Below are 18960 nucleotides of genomic sequence, written 5' to 3'. Positions count from 1 at the left end.
CGTCGACTCCTAGGCCGCCCGGGCCGTGAGCTCGCTCAGCGCACGCACCAGCGCGCGCTTCGCGAGCTCGATCTTGAAGCCGTTGTGCCGCCGGGGGACAGCGCCCGCGAGCGCGGCGTCCGCGGCGGCATGAAAGCTGTCCGCCGTTGCACGCCGCCCGGCGAGCACCCGCTCGGCCTCGGGGCAGCGCCACGGCTTCGTGGCCACGCCGCCCAGCGCCACACGGGCCGCGCGGATCGTCTCGCCATCCATGTCGAGCGCCACGGCCGCCGACGCGAGGGCAAACTCGTAGCTCGCCCGATCCCGCACCTTGAGGTAATGGGAGCGGCGGGCGAAGGAGAGGTGCGGCAGATCGACGTGGGTGATCAGCTCTCCATGCTCCAGCACCGTCTCGCGCTCGGGCGTGTCGCCCGGGAGCAGGTGAAGGTCCTCCAGGGGAATGCTGCGCGTCGTGCCGTCCGGCTTCCGCGTCCGCACGACGGCATCGAGGAGGACGAGCGCTGCGGACATGTCGGATGGATAGGTCGCAATGCAGTGCTCGGTCGTGCCCAGGACGGCGTGACTGCGATTGAATCCCTCGAGGGCATCGCAGCCGGACCCGGGCTCCCGTTTGTTGCACGCCGCGTGCACGTCGCGGAAGTACGGGCACCGGGTGCGCTGCAGGATGTTGCCGGCGGTGGTGGCCATGTTGCGCAGCTGCGTCGAGGCGCCGGAGAGGATCGCCTCCGAGAGGACGGGGTAGCGCTCGCGGATGGTCGCGTGCCACGCGAGCTGGCTGTTGCGCACGTTGGCCCCGATATGCACGCCTTCCCCGTCCTCCGCGATGGAGGCGAGCGGCAGCCGACGGATATCGACCAGCGTGTCCGGCGACACCACATCGATCTTCATGAGGTCGATCAACGTGGTGCCGCCGGCGAAGAAGACGGCCCCCGGCGCGCTGGTCACCGCGCAGGTCGCAGCCTCGGCGCTCTCGCCTTCCATGTAGCGGAACGGCTTCATGCCGCGCTTCCTCCCCCGTTCAGATCCCGCGCCCGGCGCACCGCGGCGACGATGTTCGGGTACGCGCCGCAGCGACAGAGATTGCCGCTGAGACGCTCGCGGATCTCCTCATCGGAGAGAGCACCCAGCGAGGGCGGCGCGGAGACGTCCAGCGTGACATGGCTGGGGACGCCGCGGCGCGCCTCCTCGAGGAGCGCCACGGCCGACATGATCTGACCCGACGTGCAGTAGCCGCACTGGAGCGCGTCGCATTCGATGAAGGCCGCCTGCACGGGGTCGAGCCGGTCGCCGTCCGCGAGCCCTTCGATCGTCGTGATCTCGTCCTCCTGGTGCGCGACGGCGAGCGCGAGACAGGCGAGCTCCCTCTGGCCGTCCACGAGCACGGTGCAGGCCCCGCACTGCCCGAGGTCGCACCCCTTCTTGCTCCCGTTCAGGTCGAGATGGTCGCGCAGCGCGTCGAGCAGCGTCGTGCGCGGGTCGAGGCGCAGCTCGCGAAGCTCACCGTTGACCCGGAGACGCACGGGCACGCAGCCCTCAGGGGACTGCGACGCTCCTATGCCCGCATCCATTCCGGCCGGGCGCTGTCGATCGGCGACGACCATGGCGCCATCACCCCGTCGCCGCCAGCGTCTTCGCGCGGATCGCGGCGCGCAACGCGGCCGTGAGCGTATCCGCGTCCCAGCTGTCGTCGAAGCGCACCTCGTCGATGAAGAACGCCGGCGTGCCGTTGACGCCGCTGCGCAAGCCGGAGCGGACGTCAGCCTTCACCTTGTCGAGGTGCGCGTGGCTCGCGAGCTCGTCGGCAAAGCGCTCGGTATCGAGCCCGAGGTCGGCGGCGTAGCCGATCAGGTCCTCGAGCCCGAGCGCGTCCTGGTGCTCGAAGAGTGTGTCGTGCATGGCCCAGAACTTCCCCTGCGCCCCCGCGGCCTCGGCCGCTTCTGACGCCGCGAGCGCGTGCGGGTGCAGCTCGGCGAGCGGGAAGTGGCGGAAGACGAAGCGCACGTCGCGACCCACCCGGCTCAGCACGTCCTGGAGCACGAGGTGGGCGCGTCCACAGTATGGGCACTCGAAGTCGCCATACTCGACCAGCGTGACGGGCGCGTCCACGTCACCGAGGATGTGGTCGCCGGGGCCGACCGGCGGTGTCAGCTTGCTCATTTCGAACCTCCTAACTTGTCCAGCGCGTCGAGGATGCCGTCAGCGCCGGGGTTGATGCCGACGGGCGAGACGTAGCTCCACGCCACCTTGCCCTCCGCGTCGACGACGAACAGCGCCCGCTCGGAGATGCCGTCATGCGTGCGGTAGACGCCGTACTGCCGCGCCACCGCGCCCTTCGGCTCGAAATCGGCGAGCAGCGGGAAACGCAGCTTTCGGTCGCGGGCGAACGCGAGGTGGCACCACACCCCGTCGACGGAAATTCCGAGGAGCTTGGCGTGGTGTCGCTCGAATTCGCTGCGGACCTCGCTCTCGTTGTAGAGCGCCAGCTGGTCGCCGCACACGGGGCTCCAGTCGGCCGGGTAGAAGGCAAGGATGACCGGCTGCCCGCGGAAATCGCTCAGCGATACCTTCTGGTCGGGCGTGGTCGCCAGCGTGAAATCGGGCGCGGCCGTGCCCGGGCCGATCGGTTGGGCCATAATGGTTCCTCCCCCTAGTACTACAGCCGCACGTCGCGGAATCTCCGCGGATTTCGCCGAGCGGGCGGACGATCGTGAGGCGACGCTCGTCCGCACACGGGTCGAGCCCAGCTCGTTCGGCGCTCACCGACGTGCGGCTGTAGTACTAGTACTACAGCCGCACGTCGCGGAATCTCCGCGGATTTCGCCGAGCGGGCGGACGATCGTGAGGCGACGCTCGTCCGCACACGGGTCGAGCCCAGCTCGTTCGGCGCTCACCGACGTGCGGCTGTAGTACTAGTTCCTCCCCCTACTTGCTGGCAGCATGGTGCTCCCACCGGGTACCGCAAGAAGCAATCTGGGCTCCCGGTCGAGCGGCCAGCGGCGGCGGTCGGCTCAGGGCGAGACGGTGACGAGGTCCTCGACGCTGTAGACCCCGGGCGCCGACCAGGCTGCTCTCTCGGCCTCCTCCCTCTCGGCCCACGAGCGCACGCTCCCGCGCAGGACGATCTTGCCGCCGTTCACCACATCGACGCTGATGCGCCGGGCGTCCATCTCGGCGCTGCGCTTGAGGGCGTCCTCGATCTTGGACCTGATCTCCGCCGGGGAGACGTGCGGCTTGACCGTGATCAAGTTGCTCACCCCGATCACGCCTACCAGATTGCGGACGGCCTGCTCGGCCTCGTCCTTCTGGAACTGCCACTCCACCTCGCCCTCCAGCTTCAGCCAGCCCTTGCTGACCGTGACCTTGATCTTGTCGGCCGGCACGAGCACGTTGGATCTGAGCGCGCTGACGGCCGCCGCAGCAATGTCCTCGTCGGTGCGCTGGCTGCTGCCCGGCAGCCTGACCTCGAGCTCATTGGCGACGGCCTTGACGCCGTAGACGCGCTTGGCCGCCTGCTCGGCCGCGTACTTCTCGGCAAACGATTGCACGCGGCCGGCCAGGGTGACGATGCCGTCCTTGACCGCCACGCCGATCTCGGCTGCATTGACGCTCGGCTCCCACGCCAGCTCCTCAAGGACATCCCGCTGCAGTTGTCTGTCGTCCATTGATCGCTCTCCTTTGCTTGCGTCGGTTCTGGCTTGTTCTTCCTGTACCGCCAGGCGGTTGGCTCACCCGGCCGGCAGCGTCAGAGCGAACGCAGCTGTACAACCTCGGCCGCGTTCTCCTTGGCGCTTGGCACGCGTGACCTTCCCCCGGGCCGGCCTCGCAGCCTTGGCCTTGCGAGCTTGCATCGCGCGAGCCACTCCGTCCCATGGCCAGGCCGCTCCCTTCTTCTTCAGCGGTCGAGAGGAGAGGCACTCGGGCGGCATGAACCGTCGATCGGGAGCCCTCGCGCTCCCTCCTCCTGTCTCGCCTGCGTGACCGGATCAATGGCAGTCTGGCACACGTCCGCTCCCGAGCGCTTCGATCCGGCGAACGCGAGGGGAGGCTCGCCGGCGCGCGTTGCGCACTTGCGCCGCCGGTGCGGTGCGCACGATTTATTCTCATTGCGCACGCACGATTTATCCTCATTGCGCACGATTGATGCTTATGCTGGTTGGTGGAGGAAGAAGGAGGGTACGATGGCCAATCTGAACATTCGCCGAGGCGAGCCGCTCGCGACCGCTTGGGAGCCTGCGCGCATGACGGATCCGCTCCGCGCGCTCGATCCCTTCCGCATCATTCGTGACCTCATGGGCGCCGACCCGTTCGCTGGCATGGTCCAGGCAGCGAGCACCGTGTTCGAGCCCAATGTCGAGATCAAGGAGACCAAGGACAGCTACGTGCTCAACCTCGACCTGCCCGGCGTGCGCGAGCAGGACCTCGAGGTCTCGATCACCGGCAACCGGCTCACGGTGAGCGGCAGGCGGGAGGAGGAGGAGCGGCGCGAGGACGAGCGGTTCTTCGCCTACGAGCGCTCCTACGGGGCGTTCAGCCGCTCGTTCGTGATGCCGGAAGGTGCCGATCTCGGCAGGCTCAGGGCCGAGTTCGGGGACGGCGTGCTCCGGATCACGGTGCCCAAGAAGGCGGAGATGCAATCGCGCCGCGTCCAGATCGGCGGCGGCAAGGAGGCGGGCGGAAAGGAGCTCCCGTCCGGACAGTCGGCCGAGAGGGGCGGGACGACGGCCGAGGCCGAGAGGGCCGGGACGGCGGCCGAGAAGGGCGAGAAGGGCGAGAAGAAGGCGGCGTAGGACCTGGGAAGTCGCCAGGTCTCGCCTGATCGTCCTCGCGACGGCGTGACGTCCGGCCAGGCCTTCTCGCCAGCCGGGACGCCGCGCCGGCTCCGGGCTCCGGGGCGATCCGGGACCGCGAGTCCATGCGGGCTCAGGGGGACCACCGGCAGGTGGCCGATCAGCTCGTCAGGACCTCCACGCTGCCGAGGTGGCGTCTACGACGCAGACACAGCCGGGGAGGCCGCAGCGAGGCCGGAGGTCGAGCCCGGGCGCATCGGCGGTCGTGCCCAACGGAGTGACACATGAAGACCGACATCGAACTGCAACGTGACGTCGTGAGCGAGCTGTCGTGGGAGCCGAGCGTGAACGCGGCCCACATCGCCGTCTCGGTCAAGGCCGGTGTCGTCACCCTCCGCGGCCACGCTTCCACCTACGCCGAGAAACAGGCCGCGGAGGAGGCTGCCAGGCGCGTCTACGGCGTCAGGGCCGTCGTCGATGAGCTTGACGTCAAGCTGCCCGACAGGCGCACCGATGAGGACGTCGCCGCCGCGGCGGTCAGGGCGCTCGAGTGGAACATCCTCGTGCCAGCCGACAAGATCAAGGTCACGGTGAGCAACGGCTGGCTGAAGCTGGAAGGCGAGGTGAGCTGGCGGTTCCAGAAGAACGCAGCGGAGAGGGCCGTCCGCAAACTTCCGGGCGTGAGGGGGGTGAGCAATTTGATCACGGTCGGGCCGAGCGTCACACCGACGGAGGTGAAAGCTCGGATCGAGGAGGCCTTGAGGCGCAGCGCCCTGCTGGATGCCCGGCGCATCCGCATCGAGGTGGTGGACGGCGAGGTGACCCTGCACGGGAGCGTGCGCTCGTGGGCCGAGAGAGAGGAGGTCGAGCGGGTAGCCTGGGCGGCTCCGGGGGTCCACGACGTGGAGAACCTCATCACGGTCGAGGCGTGATGATGCCCGGAGATGATGCCCGGAGAGGCTCCGCGGCGCGAGACAGGCCTCATCGCCGCTGGGCGGCGGTCACTTGACACCGTTCACGGGCGGCACCTTGTTCGCCGTGGCCCGTGCCGCGCCCCGCATCATGCGCTCCCGGGGGAGTGAGCTAAGTGAGCTAGACGCTCATTGCGGCGAGCAGGCACGAAGGTGAGACGCTGGGCTTCGGTTCGCGATGAAACTTCAGCTCCAAGAAGAGGAGGGCACGCACATGGCTGGTCGCTTGGAGGATCCTATCCGCACGACGAGCTTCGGATTGGGGTTGGTCGATGCTCATGCCGTGCAGGAGAACCGCGGTTCGTTCGTGGGGCTCGGCATCGCCCTCTTGGTGCTTGGCGTGCTCGCGATCCTCATGCCCGTGATCGCCTCGCTGGTCTCGGCGGTCGTCATCGGGAGCGTGCTGGTGGTGAGCGGCCTCCTCCAGGGCGTCCACGCCGTCCGGAACCCGCGATGGGCCAACTCCTCCTGGTCCCTCGTGAGCGCCCTGTTCCAGATCGTCGCGGGCGTCCTGATCGTGGCCTTCCCGGTGACAGGCACGATGACGCTGACCTTGATCCTCGCGGCGTTCTTCTTCGCAGACGGCTTCCTCAGGATCATCCGCGCCATCCAGCACCGCGGGATGCCGGCCTGGGGCTGGCTCCTGTTCGATGGGCTGCTCTCGCTGGCGCTCGGGGTCCTGATCTGGTGGCGCTGGCCGAGCACCGCGGCGTGGGCGCTCGGCCTGCTCGTCGGCGTCAACCTCATCATCAGCGGATCGTCGATGCTGCTGATCGGGGTCAGCGCGCGACCCCGGCCCGTGGCCAGCGCGCGCGTGTGACCGGCGCGCCGCGCCCGGAGCGGCGCGCCACGCTCGTCGTTGCGGCGCTCGGCGTCGTCTTCGGGGATATCGGGACGAGCCCGCTCTATGCCTTCAAGGAGTGTGTCCACGGCGAGCACGGCGTCGCGCCCACGCCCGAGAACATCCTCGGCGTGCTCTCGCTCATCTTCTGGTCGCTCCTCCTCGTCGTGACCCTGAAATACCTCACCTTCATCATGCGCGCGGACAACCGGGGAGAGGGCGGGATCCTCGCCTTGCTCGCGCTCCTGCCCGAGCGGGTGCGGGCGCAGCGCTCGCCGCGGATGGGCTGGATGCCGGCGCTCGCCGTGTTCGGCGCGGCGCTCCTCTACGGCGACGGGATCATCACCCCGGCCATCTCCGTGCTGAGCGCCGTCGAGGGGCTCGGGGTCGCGACCACGCGGCTCCAGCCCGCCGTCGTTCCGATCACGTGCGCGATCCTGCTGCTCCTCTTCGGCGCGCAGCGCTGGGGGACGGCAAACGTCGGCCGGGTCTTCGGCCCGATCATGTTGCTCTGGTTCATCGTCGTCGCCCTGCTCGGGCTCCGGTTCATCGCAAGCGACCCGTCGGTGCTGGACGCCCTACGGCCGGCGCACGCCGTGCGTTTCTTCCTGGACCAGGGCGTCCACGGCTTTGCTCTCCTCGGCGCCGTCGTGCTCGTCATCACCGGCGCCGAGGCGCTCTACGCCGACATGGGGCATTTCGGTCGCGGGCCGATCCGGAGGGCGTGGTATTGGCTCGTGCTCCCCGCGCTCGTGCTCAACTATTTCGGCCAGGGGGCGCTCCTGCTTGGCCATCCCGAGGCCGCCGGCAATCCGTTCTTCGAGATGGTGCCGCGGGGGATCCCCACCTACGGCCTGGTCGCGCTCTCGACCATGGCCACCCTGATCGCGTCGCAGGCGATCATCTCCGGCGCCTTCTCGCTGACGCACCAGGCGGTGCAGCTCGGATATTTCCCGTGGACCGCGGTGAAGCACACCTCCAGCGAGGTGGAGGGGCAGGTCTACGTGTCCGTAGTCAACTGGGCCCTGGCCGTCGCGTGCGTCGCGCTGGTCCTCGGCTTCAAGGCGTCGAGCCGCCTCGCGGCCGCATACGGCATCGCCGTGACCGGGACGATGACGATCACGTCCGTCCTTTTCTACGGCGTCGCGCAGAGGACCTGGCGCTGGCCTCGCGTGAAGGCGCTGCCGCTGCTGGTCGTGTTCCTCGCCGGCGACCTCGCCTTCTTCGGCGCAACCCTGCTCAAGCTGCGCGACGGCGGGTACATCCCGCTCCTCGTCGGCGCTGCCCTCTTCGGGCTGATGGCCCTCTGGAAGAGGGGCCGCGCGCTGCTCGCCGAGGCTGTCGTCGAGACCGCCCCGCCGCTCGGCGCGTTTCTGCGGGAGCTCGACGCGAAGCGCCCCGCGCGCGTGCCCGGCACCGCGGTGTTCCTCACGAGCACGGACAAGACGCCGCCGAGCCTCGCGCACCACCTCGCGCGCAACAAGGTCCTGCACGAGACGGCCATTCTCCTCACCGTGCTCACAGAGCACGTGCCCCGCGTGCCCGAGGGGGAGCGCATCGAGCTCACGTCGCTCGGCGGCAACCGCTTCTACCGGCTCCGGATCCGCATGGGTTTCATGGAGAGCCCGCATGTCCCCTCCTGCCTCGTCGCCGCGGCGGAGCGGAGCGGCGAGCCGTTCGACGTCGACGACCTCACCTACTACGTCGGCCGCGAGACGCTCCTGGCGACCGACGGGGGCCGCATGGGCCACGTCGCCGAGAGCATCTTCGCGTTCATGTTGCGCAACGCGGTCCCGCGGTCCGCCTATTTCGAGCTGCCGCCGAGCCAGGTGGTGGAGATAGGGCTCCAGATCGATCTCTAGCGCGCCTCCGCAAGCGCCCTCTGGATCAGGCTGCCGGCGGGCGCGGCGGTTCGAAGCGCGTGGATGCCTGCGCTCAGCGCCGCTCGCTCTCGGACTGCCGCTTGAAGAACGCCGCTATCCTATCCTTCAGCTTGGCGAAGGCCGAGGTCGCGTCTTCCTTGTTCTTGAGCTGTGCCTCGATGTCCGACATGTCCTTGTGCAGGGCCGCGTATTCCGGGTCATTGCCCGCGTATCCGAGCTCCTTCGCGCGCTCGAGCTCGTGCCTGGCCGTGGCCAGAAGCCGCTGCGCTCCGTCCCTGTCCTTCTCGCGCAGGGCCTGGGCTTCGCTGATCGCGGCCTGCGCGGCGACGATCGGCAGCGGCCTGACACGGTCGATCACCACCAGGGTGTTGAGCGCCGTCTGCAGCACCACGCCGGCCTCCTTGGTCTTCTTCTGCTCGAGCAGACGGGCGGCCTCGCCAAGAGCGGCCGGATAGGTCGCGAGTGGCAGGTTGTAGACGCGGGTGCGGATCTCGCTGGTCAGACCGAAGAGCACCACCCGCGCCACCGGATAGTTCTTGTCCTCCACGGCCCTCCCCGCGGCTTTGGCGATCTCCTTGACGGCCTGAATGTCCACCGGCGCCACGTCGATGATGTCGACCTCCAGCTGGACAGGGATGAGGGCCGCCGCCGGGTTGCGGGCCAGGAGGATGCTGACTTTGCCGGTAGCCCGCTCGAGCGCCGCCGCCGCTTCATCGCGCTTGTCCTCCGCGATGGCCTTGAGCGCATTCCGGGTCTCTGTGATGGCCGCGATGGCTTCCTTGTCCAGCGTCTTCTCGCCCTGCTGCTCGGCCTCCTTCCGCTGCTTCTCTACCTCGGGCCGCATCTCGGGCTTCATTTGTCGCTCGCCTTCCTTCGGTTGCTTCTTGGTGTCAGGTAGCGCCTGTGCCTCGCTCGGCGCGAGGAGAGACGCGGATGTCCCGCCATGCTCCCGGGCGCGTTCGCACGAGGCCAGTCCCATGCACAAGGCCAAGGACATCGCCAGCACCGAACTCGATGTGCTTCTTGTGTCCTTCATCTGCTGTCCTTTCGGGTCTCGATCTCCGGTTGCCTGCCCACCAGCCGGCCGGACGCCGCCGAGCGTGCGTTGCTCAGCGTCCGTTAGCTCGCCACCTCTGCCCGGGTGAGCTTCTCCGCGACTTGCCGGTGGTCGCCCATTACCTCGACGGATTCTCCGTCCCGGAGCTTGACGTCGCTGAGGTGGTCCGGGTCCGTCGGGTCGGGTCGCACGGTCATGACGTAGGCCGGGTTGATGTACACGGCCGTTCCGGTGGCGCGATCCATGAACTGCACAATCATCGGAGAACCTCCCTCCTCCGCTGCCTTCACTGCGAGCATGCCGCCGGGCCTCGGCGCGTCAATACCACATGATGCTCGGTATCGCGTTTGCGTTCCCTCCACGCAAAAGCGGAGGGACTGATGGAGAATCACGTGCGAACAGGCGCGCCGGAGGGGCACGCCCAAGACATCATCCTCGTGCCGGTCGACTTCGGGCAAGCGCTGGCTCCGAGCGCTCGACCTCGTGAATCAGCTCGCCCCCTGCTTCAGCGCCGAGGTCGTCGTGCTCCACGCCTACAAGGTGCTCGTCCAGGTCTACCCGGGGCTGCCGGTCGAGGCGCCCCCGTGGCCGGGAATCCACATGGAGGTGGAGGAGGCTGCGAGGCGGGCCCTCAACCGTTCGCCCGCGCACCCGAGACCAGCGCGAGCGCGCGTAGGGCAACATTGTCGACTGTGATCCCATACTCCTCGAGCACCTTCCTGCCGGGCGCCGAGGCCCCGAAGCGAGGCACGCCGACGATGTCCCCTCGCTCCCCGGTCCAGCGCTCCCAGCCGAACGGCGATGCGGCCTCCACCGCCAGACGCGCGACGCGGGGCGGCCGGCATGTGACGCCGGCGGCATGGCGCGCGTGATGCAGAGTCCGTGATGCAGAGTCGGAGAGGGGGTTGTTCATGGCGGAATCGAGCGCCGAGCTCATCGCCGTCGGGAGGCTGTGGGTCGAGTACGTCGCCCACGACCCATGGCTGCCGAAGGTGGGAGAGACGGTCGTAGCGACGGCCTTCGAGGAGGTGCTCGGCGGGCGTGGCGCCCGGCAGGCCGTCGCGGCGGCGCGCCTGGGGTCGCCCGCGGCGCTCGTCGCGGCCATTGGGCAGGACGAGCGCGCGGACTCCCTGCTCCGCCGGCTCGACGGCGAGGGCGTCGCGACGCGGTGGCTCCGGCGCGACAAGGCCGTCTCGTCCGGCGCCGCGCTCGTCCACCTCGATCCGTCGCGAATGCGGCAGGCGATGATCTTCCCGGACCCGTTCCGGGCGATCTCGCCCCTCGACGTCGAGGCCGCTGCGGACGTCATCGCCTCTGCGCGCGCCGTGCTGGTCTCGCTCGAGGTCGCGCGTGAGGCTGCGCAGCGGGCGATCGGGCTGGCGCGCATCGCGCATGCGCGCGTCGTTCTCGACGCGGCCGGCGCGATGGAGGCCCTCTCGGGCGACGAGCTGCAGGGGGTCGAGATCCTCCACGCGACCGCAAGGGAGGCCAAGGCGCTCGTGGGCGTCGAGGTCCGCAGTCCGGCGACCGCGATCGCCGCAGCCGAGGCGCTCCGCGCGCGCGGGCCCGGAGCGGTGCTGATCGACGCGGGGCCCGACGGGCATCTGCTCGTCACGGAGCGCGGCTCCCGGATGTTCCCCCGCCTCGCCGCGCCCAACGCCGACGCCTCCGACGAGGTATTCGTCGCCGCGCTCGCCGCGGCGCGCGCCGAGGGACGCTCGCTGGAGGACGCGACCACGCTGGCGACCGCCGCGCAGTCTCTCGTGGGCCCGGAGCACGACGTCCGGGCCTTTCCGCGCCGGGGCGCCGTGCTTCGATTGCTCGAGGTCACCACGGGACGATCGTGGGAGCTCGACGATGGCGCCTGACGGGGCCGTGGGCGCTCGGGCGCCAAGGTCGATGGGGAGCCCACGAGGACGAGGAGAAGCGCCGGAGGTTCAAGCTCGAGGGAGCGCTGACGCTGAAGCAGCCTTCCGGCGCCAGAGGAATCAGTGGGGAAGCGCTGTGCACGCGATCATTTTCGATCTCGATGGGACCCTGGTGGACACGGTCTATGCCCACGTTTTGTCGTGGCAGCGCGCGTTCGCCGAAGCGGGCATGCCGATCGACGCCTGGCGGGTCCACCGGCGCATCGGGATGAGCGGCGGGCTCTTCGCTCGCGCGGTGGCGCGCGAGGTCGGCCACCCGCTCGCGACCGAGCAGGCGCGCTTCGTCCAGGAGCGCCACGGCGAGATCTTCCAGCAGATCCTGCCGGAGCGACGCCCGCTCCCTGGAGCGGTGGCGCTGCTCCGTCACCTGCGTGATGCGGGGGTGCCGCACGGGATCGCGACCTCCGGACGGCGTCCGGAGATCGACGCCTCGCTCGCGGCGCTCGACCTCCCGCCGGGCATGGTCGTGGTTGCTCGCGGTGACGTGCGCCGCGCGAAGCCCGCGCCCGATCTCTTCTTCGCGTGCCAGCAGCGTTTGGGTGTGGCGGCCGAAGATTGCTACGTTGTCGGTGACTCCGTATGGGACCTGCTCGCCGCGCGCCGGGCCCGCATGTTCGGGGTCGGATTGCTCTCCGGCGGGTACGGGCAGGACGAGCTGCTCGCGGCGGGGGCGTACCGGGTGTACCGCGACCCCGCGGAGCTCGGCGCCGCGCTCGACGAGCTCGGCGTCCTGCCCTGAGGACCGCCCGGCACGGCGGCGCAGCGGGAGCAGAGCAGAGAGGATCAGCGCCCTCTCTGCTCGCTGCGACGTCTCAGAGCAGCTGTCCTGAGCTTGCCCGCCCTGACGGCCCGCCTCTGGAAGAGGAGAGGGAGGCTCTCGAGCACGTCGACCCGGTCCGCGATCATCAGCAGGATCGTGTGGGGAAGCTGGTGATCCGGGATCTCGTAGGCCACGCGGCGCAGCGCGCCGCTCGCCCCCCTCGGCGGCAACGCCGTGCTGAATACCGGCGTCGGGCGGGCGAGCCCTGGGCGCCTGAGCACGCGACCCTCGATCGGCTGCCGCTCGGGCTCTATCCAGTGCGCCCACGCCAGGAGGTGTGGCGGCGCCTCTCTCGGGACGCCGGGCCTCTCCTCCGGACACAGATCAACTCCCCAGTACGGCTGCTCCATCGGCCGCGCGATCTCGGCTTCCATGATCGTTTCCTCCTCGATGAAAGAGCTCACTTGGCGCCCGACGGGATGAGCACGCATTTGAGGATCCCGTCGGACCTCGCCGCGAACAGGCGATACATCTCCGCGGCCGCATCGAGCGGGACGCGGTGCGTGATGAGCGCCCTCGGGTCGATGTTCCCCTTGCGGATGTGCTCGAGCAGGTGGGGCATGTACCGCTTCACGTCGCATTGCCCGGTCTTGATCGTCAGTCCCTTGTTCATGGCCGCGCCCACGTCGACGAGGTTCCACGGCGGCCCGTAGACGCCGATGATCGAGACCCTCCCGCCGCGGCGGACCGACTGGATCGACCAGTTGAGGGCGACGGGCGAGCCGGCCTCGAGCATGAGCGTCTTGCCCAGCACGTCGTGCAGCGTCGAGCCGTTCGCCTCCAGACCGACCGCATCGATGCAGACATCCGGCCCGCGGCCGTCGGTCATCTCCCGGAGGACGGAGACGACATCAGGGACCTTGCTGAAATCGAGCGTCTCTGCTTGGTTGTACCGGCGCGCGAAATCGAGGCGGTAACCGACCGAATCGATGGCGATGACCCGGCGCGCGCCGAGGAGCCAGGCGCACCGCTGGGCCACGAGGCCGACGGGCCCGCAGCCGAAGACAGCCACCGTGTCCGCGGGGCCGATGTCTCCCATCTCCGCCGCCTGGTACCCCGTGGGGAGGATATCCGAGAGAAAGAGCACGTCCTCGTCCGAGAGGTCGTCGGGGATCTTCATGGGGCCGACGTCGGCGAAGGGGACGCGGACGCGCTCGGCCTGGCCGCCCTGGTAGCCGCCGGTGGTGTGCGAGTAACCGAAGATCCCGCCGGTGATCGTGGTGAGCGGGTTCGTGTTCTCGCAGGCGGAGGTGCGGTCTCGCTGGCAGAAGAAGCACGTACCGCAGGCGATGTTGAACGGCACCACGACGCGGTCGCCGCACTGGAGGGTCCGCACGGATGGCCCGACCTCCTCCACGACGCCGGTGAACTCATGGCCGAAGATGGTGCCGACGCGCGTGTCGGGCACGTAGCCATGATAGAGATGCAGGTCAGAGCCGCAGATCGTGGCGCGACTCACACGCAGGACCACGTCATTCGGATGTTGAATCCGAGGCTCCGGGTTTTCCTCGACACGGACGCATTTCGGCCCATGGTATGTGAGCGCCAGCATTCGCACCACCTCTCCTTTTGCTCGATGGGGACGATGCAAGGAGCGAACCCAGCGCGCACGCTCATGGGTGCAACCGGCGTAGGCACCGGCGCTCCGCGATTTCGCCGCCCGGAGGCCAGGGAGGACGGTTGTCCATCGTTTGAAAACCCGGATATCTACCGCTGATCCATCGAGCTCCTGGTTCTGGCGCTTCGTCTCGTCGTGCGCCTTCCTCGAGGAGAGCGGGAGCTCCGTGTTCAACTCGAACGCGCAGCCATGTCGGTGCCACGACACATCGGGCGATGTTCTCGTCGGTGCGCTGGCAACTGCCCGGCAGCCTCACCTCGAGCTCGTCAGCCTTGAGCTCGCGAGCTTGCATCGCGTGAGCCATTTCGGACCATGCTCCGACCGCGCTCTTCCGTTCTGCGGTCGAGGAGAGGCACGCGAGCAGCATGAGCCGTCGCTCCGGAGCCGTCGCGTCCTCTCCCGCCTGCGTGACCGGATGAACGGCAGTCCGGCATGCGTCCGCTCCGGAGCGCGTCGATCCGGCGAACGCGAGGGGAGGCTCCTCGGCGCGCATCGTGCACTTGCGCCGCCGTGCGACGCGCACAATTGATGCTTGCAGTGGAGGGGGAGAAAGAAGGAGGGTACGATGGCCAATCTAAGCACTCGACGAGGCGAGCCGCAGCAGTCGCTCGCCACCGCCGGGGATCCCACGCGCATGACGGCTCCGTTCCGCGCGCTCGATCCTTTTCGCATCATCCGCGACCTCGTGGGCACCGACCCGTTCGCCGGCATGGTCCAGGCGGCGCGCACGGCGTTCGCGCCCGATATCGAGATCAAGGAGACCAAGGACAGCTACGTCTTCAACATCGACCTGCCCGGCGTGCGCGAGGAGGACCTCGAGGTCTCGATCTCCGGCAACCGGCTCACGGTGAGTGGCAAGCGGGAGGAGGAGGAACAGCGCGAGGACGAGCGGTTCTTCGCCTACGAGCGCTCCTACGGGGCGTTCAGCCGCTCGTTCGTGATGCCCGAAGGCGCCGATCTCGACAGGCTGAGGGCCGAGCTCAGGGACGGCGTGCTCCAGATCTCGGTGCCCAAGAAGGCGGAGATGCAGTCACGCCGCGTCCAGATCGGCCGCAAGGAGGCGGGCGGCAAGGAGCTCGCATCCGGGCAGCCGGCCGAGAGGGCCGGGACGACGGCCGAAGCCGAGAGGGCTGCGACGGGCGAAAAGAAGGCAGCGTAGACCCTGGGAAGTGGCCAGGTCTATCCTGCTCGCGCTCGCGACGCCGCGGCGCAGGAAGAGGAGGGGATGCACATGGCTGATCGCTTGGAGGACCCTGTCCGCACGACGAGCTTCGGATTGGGGTTGGTCGATGCTCATACGGTGCAGGAGAACCGCGGTTCGTTCCTGGGGCTCGGCATCGCCCTGTTGGTGCTTGGCGTTCTCGCGATTCTCATGCCCGTGGTCGCCTCGCTGGTCTCGGCGGTCGTCATCGGGAGCGTGCTGGTGGTGAGCGGCCTCCTCCTGGGCGTCCACGCCGTCCGGAACCCGCGATGGGCCAACTCCTCCTGGTCCCTCGTGAGCGCCCTGTTCCAGATCGTCGCGGGCGTCCTGATCGTGGCCTTCCCGGTGACAGGCACGATGACGCTGACCTTGATCCTCGCGGCGTTCTTCTTCGCAGACGGCTTCCTCAGGATCATCCGCGCCATCCAGCACCGCGGGATGCCGGCCTGGGGCTGGCTCCTGTTCGATGGGCTGCTCTCGCTGGCGCTCGGGGTCCTGATCTGGTGGCGCTGGCCGAGCACCGCGGCGTGGGCGCTCGGCCTGCTCGTGGGCGTCAACCTCATCATCAGCGGATCGTCGATGCTGCTGATCGGGGTCAGCGCGCGACCCCGGCCCGTGGCCAGCGCGCGCGTGTGACCGGCGCGCCGCGCCCGGAGCGGCGCGCCACGCTCGTCGTCGCTCAGCCGTACGGCTGCTGTCCATGAGGCCGGTCTCTGACATGTTCGGAGCGCCGGCCGCTCGAAGCGCCTGGATGCCTGCCCTCAGCGCGACCCGTTCGCCCTGGTGTGGCCCTGGCGGAGGAGGAGGTCGAATCCGATGCGCGTCAATGAGATCATGACATTCCCGGCCATCACGATCGCTCCAACCGATTCGGTCGCGCACGCCGAGGAGACGATGAACCGCGAGAAGATCGGGCACCTCCCGGTCACCGACGGCGACGTGCTGGTCGGGGTCGTCAGCCGGCAGGACGTGCTCGACGTGTCGCCTCCGAGCATCAGCATTCCTTCGGAGGACGACGAGATCGAGTACAAGGCCAAGCTCCACGTGTGCAAGATCATGCGCGGGGTGGTCGAGACGGTGCGTCCCGCCACAGACGCCGCCGAGGCCGCCGGCAAGCTGCTCGATCTGAAGGTTGGGTGTCTTCCGGTCATCGACGAACGATTCCACGTCGTCGGAATCGTCACCACGTCCGACTATGTCCGCCTCGCCAGAGACCTCCTGAGCCATAGACGTCTCGAAGAGACGGGCGTCGTGCGCCCCTGATGCACCATCTACAACATCGACCATCGCCTCCGTCACGACTGCTGCAGATCGGCGCTATGAATCGCTGAACCGCGAGGCCATGCTCATGATCGGCGAAGCCGACATGGAGCTCCTCAGGGTGCGCTGCGATGCCTATGTCATCGAGTAGCGCGGCGCCTCGCGCCGGCGCGGCGCCGAGACACACCTTGACGGGACCGCCTTTCGCAGGCGCCGGACCGGCGGGCTCGTCGGGAGCGCCCGGATGGACGCCCGGCGCATCCGTGTCGAGTGCGGGGGGGCGAGGTGATCTTCCTCGGCCGCGTGCGCTCGTGGGCCGAGAAGGAAGAAGCCGAGCGGGCGGCATGGTCGGCTCCGGGCGTCCACTGCGTCGAGAACCTCATCACCGTCGAGCCGTGATAACGCCCCGGCGCAGCTCGCGAGGTGGGGGCTCCGGATCGATCTCCAGCGCGCCTCCGGCGCCCGAACTCGCGGGCGATCCTCAGCCATGCCTGACGAGCTGGACCGGCAGGATATAGAACAGCGCGATCAGGAGGATGATGAGCGCGCCGGCGACGGGGCTCCACCGTGCGACGAGGAACGAGGCGCCGTAACCGATCGGCCCTATGAGGTAGCGCTCGGTGGTCGCTCGGATGACATCGTCGTCCAGCTCCGGATCGACCAGCCGGCGATTGTGGGTCGCGTGCAGCCATATGGCCAGGAACAGGCTCGCCGTGACGAACAGCGAGCTCGCGTAGACGAGGAGCGCCGTGCGCGTCCTGTCGTCGTGCGCGTGCCAGTAAACGCCGAGGAGCGCCGTCGGAAAGGGGATGAGCGCGATCGTCATCAGGAAGAGCACGTTGAGCTTGAGGAAGACATGGTCCGTGCGCCGGAACAGCCTGAAGACGTGGACGTGGTGGCTCCAGTAGATCCCGAGGTACACGAAGCTCATCACGTAGCCCACGTAGACGGGCCACTGCGTCGCCAGCGCATCCAGGAGCCGAGCTGAGTCGGTCAGCCCTCAAGGGATCTTGAGCTCGATCACCAGCAAAGTCGCCGCGATCGAGAACACCGCGTCGCTGAGCGCCTCAATGCGGCTCGTCCCCTCGTGCGTCGCGAGGACGAGGGCGAGCCTCCGGCGTCGGTGCGGTCTCAGGCGCTCGCCGGGAGCGCTCGCCAGAGGGGCCGTCATGGGCTCGTTCGCCCTCTCCCTCCCTGGCCGCCGCTCGCCGTAAGCAGCCACGTCTCCACGGCGTGCGCGAAGCCCTCGTCGTCGTTCGACAGCGTGATGAAGCGCGCTTGCCGCTGCACGACGGCGCGCGCGTGCCCCATGGCGAGGCGGAGCCCGCTCTCCCGGAACATGAGCACATGGCCCACGACGCCCTCCCGGCGCTCGACGACCCTGGGGAGAACCTGCACGGCCGCCTGCTCGAGCGCTACGCGCGGCGCGTCGGCGCGGCGCACCAGCCAGTCGTCGCCCTGGTAGACCCAGACGTCGGCGCCGTGTCGCTCCAAGGTCGCGATGACGACTGCGGCCGCGCCATTGTCCAGCGGGTGCTGGAAGATCTTCTTGAAGGCCAGATCGCCTGTCGCCCCGAACAGCACGAGCGCATCGGCGGCGCTCACGCCGCCTGCTCCGCGGCGCCGCCGAGCGCGCGCCGTATCGCCCCGATCGCCTTGCCCATGATCCATCCAGCGAGCACGCGCCCGGCTCCTCGCGTCACGGCCCTGGAGCCGTGCCTTCCCGGTCCGGCATCGCGTGTGCCACGCCGGCCCAGCACCCGAGCGCGCTCGTTCCGGCGGGCGACGCGGCGTGGGGCGACGTGGCGTGAATCGAGCGCAGGAGCCTCCAGGCTCGTACCCTGGAGCGCGCTCGAGGGCAAAGGACGGTGACGAGCGTCGCCGGCGGCACGGGGCGCCGCGTGCTGCACGTGGCACTTCGTGCACGGGCGTGCTCGCCGGGAGGACGGGCGCGGCATGCGCGCGACGCCGCGGCGAGGAGCTCTCCGGGGTCCTTGCTGCCGCAGCGCTGAGCGCGGCCCTGCGCCGTCCGTGTGCAGGTTGCGCATGCGGCGGGTCTGGTCCGATGATCGCTTGAGTCGACTCCATGCTCGATCGAGTCGTCGCCTACCTGAGGACGCACGGCGTACCGTTCCGTCTCTCCAGCCATCCATCGCCCGAGCCGCTCCCGGCGGTCGCGCACTGCGTCCCTCCGGGCGGCCTCGCGGTAGAGACGCAGGTGCTCGTCGTCGGCGGGCAACCTGCCATCGCCTGCCTGCCCCGGGGGGAGAGGCTGAGCCTGCCGGAGCTCAGGCACGAGCTCCGCGCGGAGGTGATCGAGGGCAGCCCCGCGGATCTGAAGCCGCCCTACTCGCAGGCCGGCGGGCAGATCCCGCCGCTCGGTGGGGCGATGGGCGCCCTCACCCTCATCGACGAGCGGCTGACGAGCGCGTCCGCCATCGTGTTCACGGCCTTCTCGCCGAACGACTGCATCGAGCTCTCGTATGACGAATTCGCGCGCCTCGAGCGCCCCCGCGTCGCCTCGTTCACGATCGGCGGCGAGCTCCCGGAGCATGCCGAGCCGCAGGAACCCAACAAGAAGGTCGCGTAGGTTA

Annotated in this window: 22 protein-coding genes and 1 pseudogene; 11 read left to right on the top strand and 12 right to left on the bottom strand. The window is 69.1% G+C overall.

The genetic code is table 11. The annotated features are described in order from the left end of the window. Positions 1–9: 9 nt before the first annotated feature. The 5 genes from ACSRUE_RS36475 to ACSRUE_RS36455 all read right to left on the bottom strand — a co-directional run bounded on the left by ACSRUE_RS36475 (position 10) and on the right by ACSRUE_RS36455 (position 3662). On the bottom strand, positions 10–999 hold the full coding sequence (locus ACSRUE_RS36475) for an FAD binding domain-containing protein (RefSeq protein ID WP_441287602.1): 990 nt from the start codon (positions 997–999) through the stop codon (positions 10–12). Beyond that, positions 996–1670, bottom strand: a complete 675-nt coding sequence (locus ACSRUE_RS36470; protein ID WP_441293165.1) for a 2Fe-2S iron-sulfur cluster-binding protein — start codon at positions 1668–1670, stop codon at positions 996–998. Before ACSRUE_RS36470 ends, ACSRUE_RS36475 begins: the two co-directional genes overlap by 4 nt. After that, positions 1609–2157 (bottom strand): DsbA family protein, encoded by a 549-nt coding sequence (locus ACSRUE_RS36465; RefSeq protein ID WP_441287601.1) that lies wholly within the window; start codon positions 2155–2157, stop codon positions 1609–1611. Before ACSRUE_RS36465 ends, ACSRUE_RS36470 begins: the two co-directional genes overlap by 62 nt. After that, positions 2154–2633, bottom strand: a complete 480-nt coding sequence (locus ACSRUE_RS36460) for a redoxin domain-containing protein (RefSeq protein ID WP_441287600.1) — start codon at positions 2631–2633, stop codon at positions 2154–2156. Before ACSRUE_RS36460 ends, ACSRUE_RS36465 begins: the two co-directional genes overlap by 4 nt. Positions 2634–3008: 375 nt before the next feature. Continuing rightward, positions 3009–3662, bottom strand: coding sequence for a BON domain-containing protein (locus ACSRUE_RS36455; protein WP_441287599.1), 654 nt, complete (start codon positions 3660–3662; stop codon positions 3009–3011). Positions 3663–4238: 576 nt separating this feature from the next. On the opposite strand from ACSRUE_RS36455, the gene ACSRUE_RS36450 reads away from it, so the two are divergent. From ACSRUE_RS36450 to ACSRUE_RS36435, 4 genes are all read left to right on the top strand, one after another. Beyond that, positions 4239–4787: an Hsp20/alpha crystallin family protein gene (locus tag ACSRUE_RS36450; protein ID WP_441287598.1), complete on the top strand. Its 549-nt coding sequence runs from the start codon at positions 4239–4241 to the stop codon at positions 4785–4787. Positions 4788–5071: 284 nt separating this feature from the next. Beyond that, positions 5072–5719 (top strand): BON domain-containing protein, encoded by a 648-nt coding sequence (locus ACSRUE_RS36445; protein WP_441287597.1) that lies wholly within the window; start codon positions 5072–5074, stop codon positions 5717–5719. 253 nt (positions 5720–5972) lie between these two features. Further along, entirely contained in the window at positions 5973–6578 is a 606-nt protein-coding gene (locus tag ACSRUE_RS36440) for an HdeD family acid-resistance protein (RefSeq protein WP_441287596.1), read from the top strand. After that, complete coding sequence (locus ACSRUE_RS36435) at positions 6575–8461, top strand: potassium transporter Kup (protein ID WP_441287595.1); 1887 nt, start codon at positions 6575–6577, stop codon at positions 8459–8461. Before ACSRUE_RS36440 ends, ACSRUE_RS36435 begins: the two co-directional genes overlap by 4 nt. Positions 8462–8534: 73 nt before the next feature. Here ACSRUE_RS36435 and ACSRUE_RS36430 read toward each other — a convergent pair whose 3' ends face one another. The 3 genes from ACSRUE_RS36430 to ACSRUE_RS36420 form a co-directional block, all read right to left on the bottom strand. Then, positions 8535–9518, bottom strand: a complete 984-nt coding sequence (locus ACSRUE_RS36430) for a YfdX family protein (RefSeq protein WP_437799989.1) — start codon at positions 9516–9518, stop codon at positions 8535–8537. A gap of 83 nt (positions 9519–9601) precedes the next feature. Further along, positions 9602–9799, bottom strand: a complete 198-nt coding sequence (locus ACSRUE_RS36425; RefSeq protein ID WP_441287594.1) for a hypothetical protein — start codon at positions 9797–9799, stop codon at positions 9602–9604. A gap of 371 nt (positions 9800–10170) precedes the next feature. Continuing rightward, positions 10171–10452 carry a transketolase-like TK C-terminal-containing protein gene (locus ACSRUE_RS36420; protein ID WP_441287593.1) on the bottom strand — a complete coding sequence of 94 codons (282 nt, stop codon included), beginning with the start codon at positions 10450–10452 and terminating at the stop codon, positions 10171–10173. On the opposite strand from ACSRUE_RS36420, the gene ACSRUE_RS36415 reads away from it, so the two are divergent. Both ACSRUE_RS36415 and ACSRUE_RS36410 read left to right on the top strand, forming a co-directional pair. After that, positions 10451–11407: a PfkB family carbohydrate kinase gene (locus ACSRUE_RS36415; RefSeq protein ID WP_441287592.1), complete on the top strand. Its 957-nt coding sequence runs from the start codon at positions 10451–10453 to the stop codon at positions 11405–11407. The genes ACSRUE_RS36420 and ACSRUE_RS36415 overlap by 2 nt on opposite strands. Positions 11408–11543: 136 nt before the next feature. Beyond that, entirely contained in the window at positions 11544–12206 is a 663-nt protein-coding gene (locus ACSRUE_RS36410; RefSeq protein WP_441287591.1) for an HAD family hydrolase, read from the top strand. Between the two features lie 44 nt (positions 12207–12250). Here ACSRUE_RS36410 and ACSRUE_RS36405 read toward each other — a convergent pair whose 3' ends face one another. Next, positions 12251–12661 (bottom strand): hypothetical protein, encoded by a 411-nt coding sequence (locus tag ACSRUE_RS36405; protein ID WP_441287590.1) that lies wholly within the window; start codon positions 12659–12661, stop codon positions 12251–12253. A gap of 26 nt (positions 12662–12687) precedes the next feature. Next, entirely contained in the window at positions 12688–13839 is a 1152-nt protein-coding gene (locus ACSRUE_RS36400; RefSeq protein ID WP_441287589.1) for a zinc-dependent alcohol dehydrogenase, read from the bottom strand. A gap of 631 nt (positions 13840–14470) precedes the next feature. Between ACSRUE_RS36400 and ACSRUE_RS36395 the strand changes: the two genes are divergently transcribed. From ACSRUE_RS36395 to ACSRUE_RS36380, 4 genes are all read left to right on the top strand, one after another. Continuing rightward, positions 14471–15064 (top strand): Hsp20/alpha crystallin family protein, encoded by a 594-nt coding sequence (locus ACSRUE_RS36395; protein ID WP_441287588.1) that lies wholly within the window; start codon positions 14471–14473, stop codon positions 15062–15064. Positions 15065–15136: 72 nt separating this feature from the next. Then, positions 15137–15742: an HdeD family acid-resistance protein gene (locus tag ACSRUE_RS36390; RefSeq protein ID WP_437276794.1), complete on the top strand. Its 606-nt coding sequence runs from the start codon at positions 15137–15139 to the stop codon at positions 15740–15742. A 198-nt stretch (positions 15743–15940) separates the two neighbouring features. Next, positions 15941–16369 carry a CBS domain-containing protein gene (locus ACSRUE_RS36385; RefSeq protein WP_441287587.1) on the top strand — a complete coding sequence of 143 codons (429 nt, stop codon included), beginning with the start codon at positions 15941–15943 and terminating at the stop codon, positions 16367–16369. A 267-nt stretch (positions 16370–16636) separates the two neighbouring features. Next, positions 16637–16765, top strand: coding sequence for a BON domain-containing protein (locus ACSRUE_RS36380; RefSeq protein WP_441287586.1), 129 nt, complete (start codon positions 16637–16639; stop codon positions 16763–16765). A gap of 82 nt (positions 16766–16847) precedes the next feature. On the opposite strand, the pseudogene ACSRUE_RS36375 reads toward ACSRUE_RS36380, so the two are convergent. Next, a pseudogene (locus ACSRUE_RS36375) lies at positions 16848–17537 on the bottom strand (TMEM175 family protein). Beyond that, complete coding sequence (locus tag ACSRUE_RS36370; RefSeq protein WP_441287585.1) at positions 17534–17971, bottom strand: HAD hydrolase family protein; 438 nt, start codon at positions 17969–17971, stop codon at positions 17534–17536. Before ACSRUE_RS36370 ends, ACSRUE_RS36375 begins: the two are co-directional and overlap by 4 nt. Before the next feature lie 481 nt (positions 17972–18452). On the opposite strand from ACSRUE_RS36370, the gene ACSRUE_RS36365 reads away from it, so the two are divergent. After that, complete coding sequence (locus tag ACSRUE_RS36365; protein WP_437284718.1) at positions 18453–18956, top strand: aminoacyl-tRNA deacylase; 504 nt, start codon at positions 18453–18455, stop codon at positions 18954–18956. Positions 18957–18960: the final 4 nt, after the last annotated feature.

The sequence above is a fragment of the Sorangium sp. KYC3313 genome (assembly GCF_052075895.1).
In the GTDB taxonomy this organism is placed as follows: domain Bacteria; phylum Myxococcota_A; class Polyangia; order Polyangiales; family Polyangiaceae; genus Sorangium; species Sorangium cellulosum_B.
The sequence above is the reverse complement of the archived record's forward strand: the minus strand, read 5'-3'. Positions and strand labels throughout refer to the sequence as shown.

What these genes read in the sequence shown, in the direction of transcription:
- ACSRUE_RS36475 (WP_441287602.1), bottom strand. Translation starts at nt 999, where the DNA reads ATGAAGCCGTTCCGCTACATGGAAGGCGAGAGCGCCGAGGCTGCGACC.
- ACSRUE_RS36465 (WP_441287601.1), bottom strand. Translation starts at nt 2,157, where the DNA reads ATGAGCAAGCTGACACCGCCGGTCGGCCCCGGCGACCACATCCTCGGT.
- ACSRUE_RS36460 (WP_441287600.1), bottom strand. Translation starts at nt 2,633, where the DNA reads ATGGCCCAACCGATCGGCCCGGGCACGGCCGCGCCCGATTTCACGCTG.
- ACSRUE_RS36455 (WP_441287599.1), bottom strand. Translation starts at nt 3,662, where the DNA reads ATGGACGACAGACAACTGCAGCGGGATGTCCTTGAGGAGCTGGCGTGG.
- ACSRUE_RS36450 (WP_441287598.1), top strand. Translation starts at nt 4,239, where the DNA reads ATGACGGATCCGCTCCGCGCGCTCGATCCCTTCCGCATCATTCGTGAC.
- ACSRUE_RS36445 (WP_441287597.1), top strand. Translation starts at nt 5,072, where the DNA reads ATGAAGACCGACATCGAACTGCAACGTGACGTCGTGAGCGAGCTGTCG.
- ACSRUE_RS36440 (WP_441287596.1), top strand. Translation starts at nt 5,973, where the DNA reads ATGGCTGGTCGCTTGGAGGATCCTATCCGCACGACGAGCTTCGGATTG.
- ACSRUE_RS36430 (WP_437799989.1), bottom strand. Translation starts at nt 9,518, where the DNA reads ATGAAGGACACAAGAAGCACATCGAGTTCGGTGCTGGCGATGTCCTTG.
- ACSRUE_RS36425 (WP_441287594.1), bottom strand. Translation starts at nt 9,799, where the DNA reads ATGATTGTGCAGTTCATGGATCGCGCCACCGGAACGGCCGTGTACATC.
- ACSRUE_RS36415 (WP_441287592.1), top strand. Translation starts at nt 10,451, where the DNA reads ATGGCGGAATCGAGCGCCGAGCTCATCGCCGTCGGGAGGCTGTGGGTC.
- ACSRUE_RS36420 (WP_441287593.1), bottom strand. Translation starts at nt 10,452, where the DNA reads ATGAACAACCCCCTCTCCGACTCTGCATCACGGACTCTGCATCACGCG.
- ACSRUE_RS36405 (WP_441287590.1), bottom strand. Translation starts at nt 12,661, where the DNA reads ATGGAAGCCGAGATCGCGCGGCCGATGGAGCAGCCGTACTGGGGAGTT.
- ACSRUE_RS36400 (WP_441287589.1), bottom strand. Translation starts at nt 13,839, where the DNA reads ATGCTGGCGCTCACATACCATGGGCCGAAATGCGTCCGTGTCGAGGAA.
- ACSRUE_RS36395 (WP_441287588.1), top strand. Translation starts at nt 14,471, where the DNA reads ATGGCCAATCTAAGCACTCGACGAGGCGAGCCGCAGCAGTCGCTCGCC.
- ACSRUE_RS36390 (WP_437276794.1), top strand. Translation starts at nt 15,137, where the DNA reads ATGGCTGATCGCTTGGAGGACCCTGTCCGCACGACGAGCTTCGGATTG.
- ACSRUE_RS36385 (WP_441287587.1), top strand. Translation starts at nt 15,941, where the DNA reads ATGACATTCCCGGCCATCACGATCGCTCCAACCGATTCGGTCGCGCAC.
- ACSRUE_RS36365 (WP_437284718.1), top strand. Translation starts at nt 18,453, where the DNA reads ATGCTCGATCGAGTCGTCGCCTACCTGAGGACGCACGGCGTACCGTTC.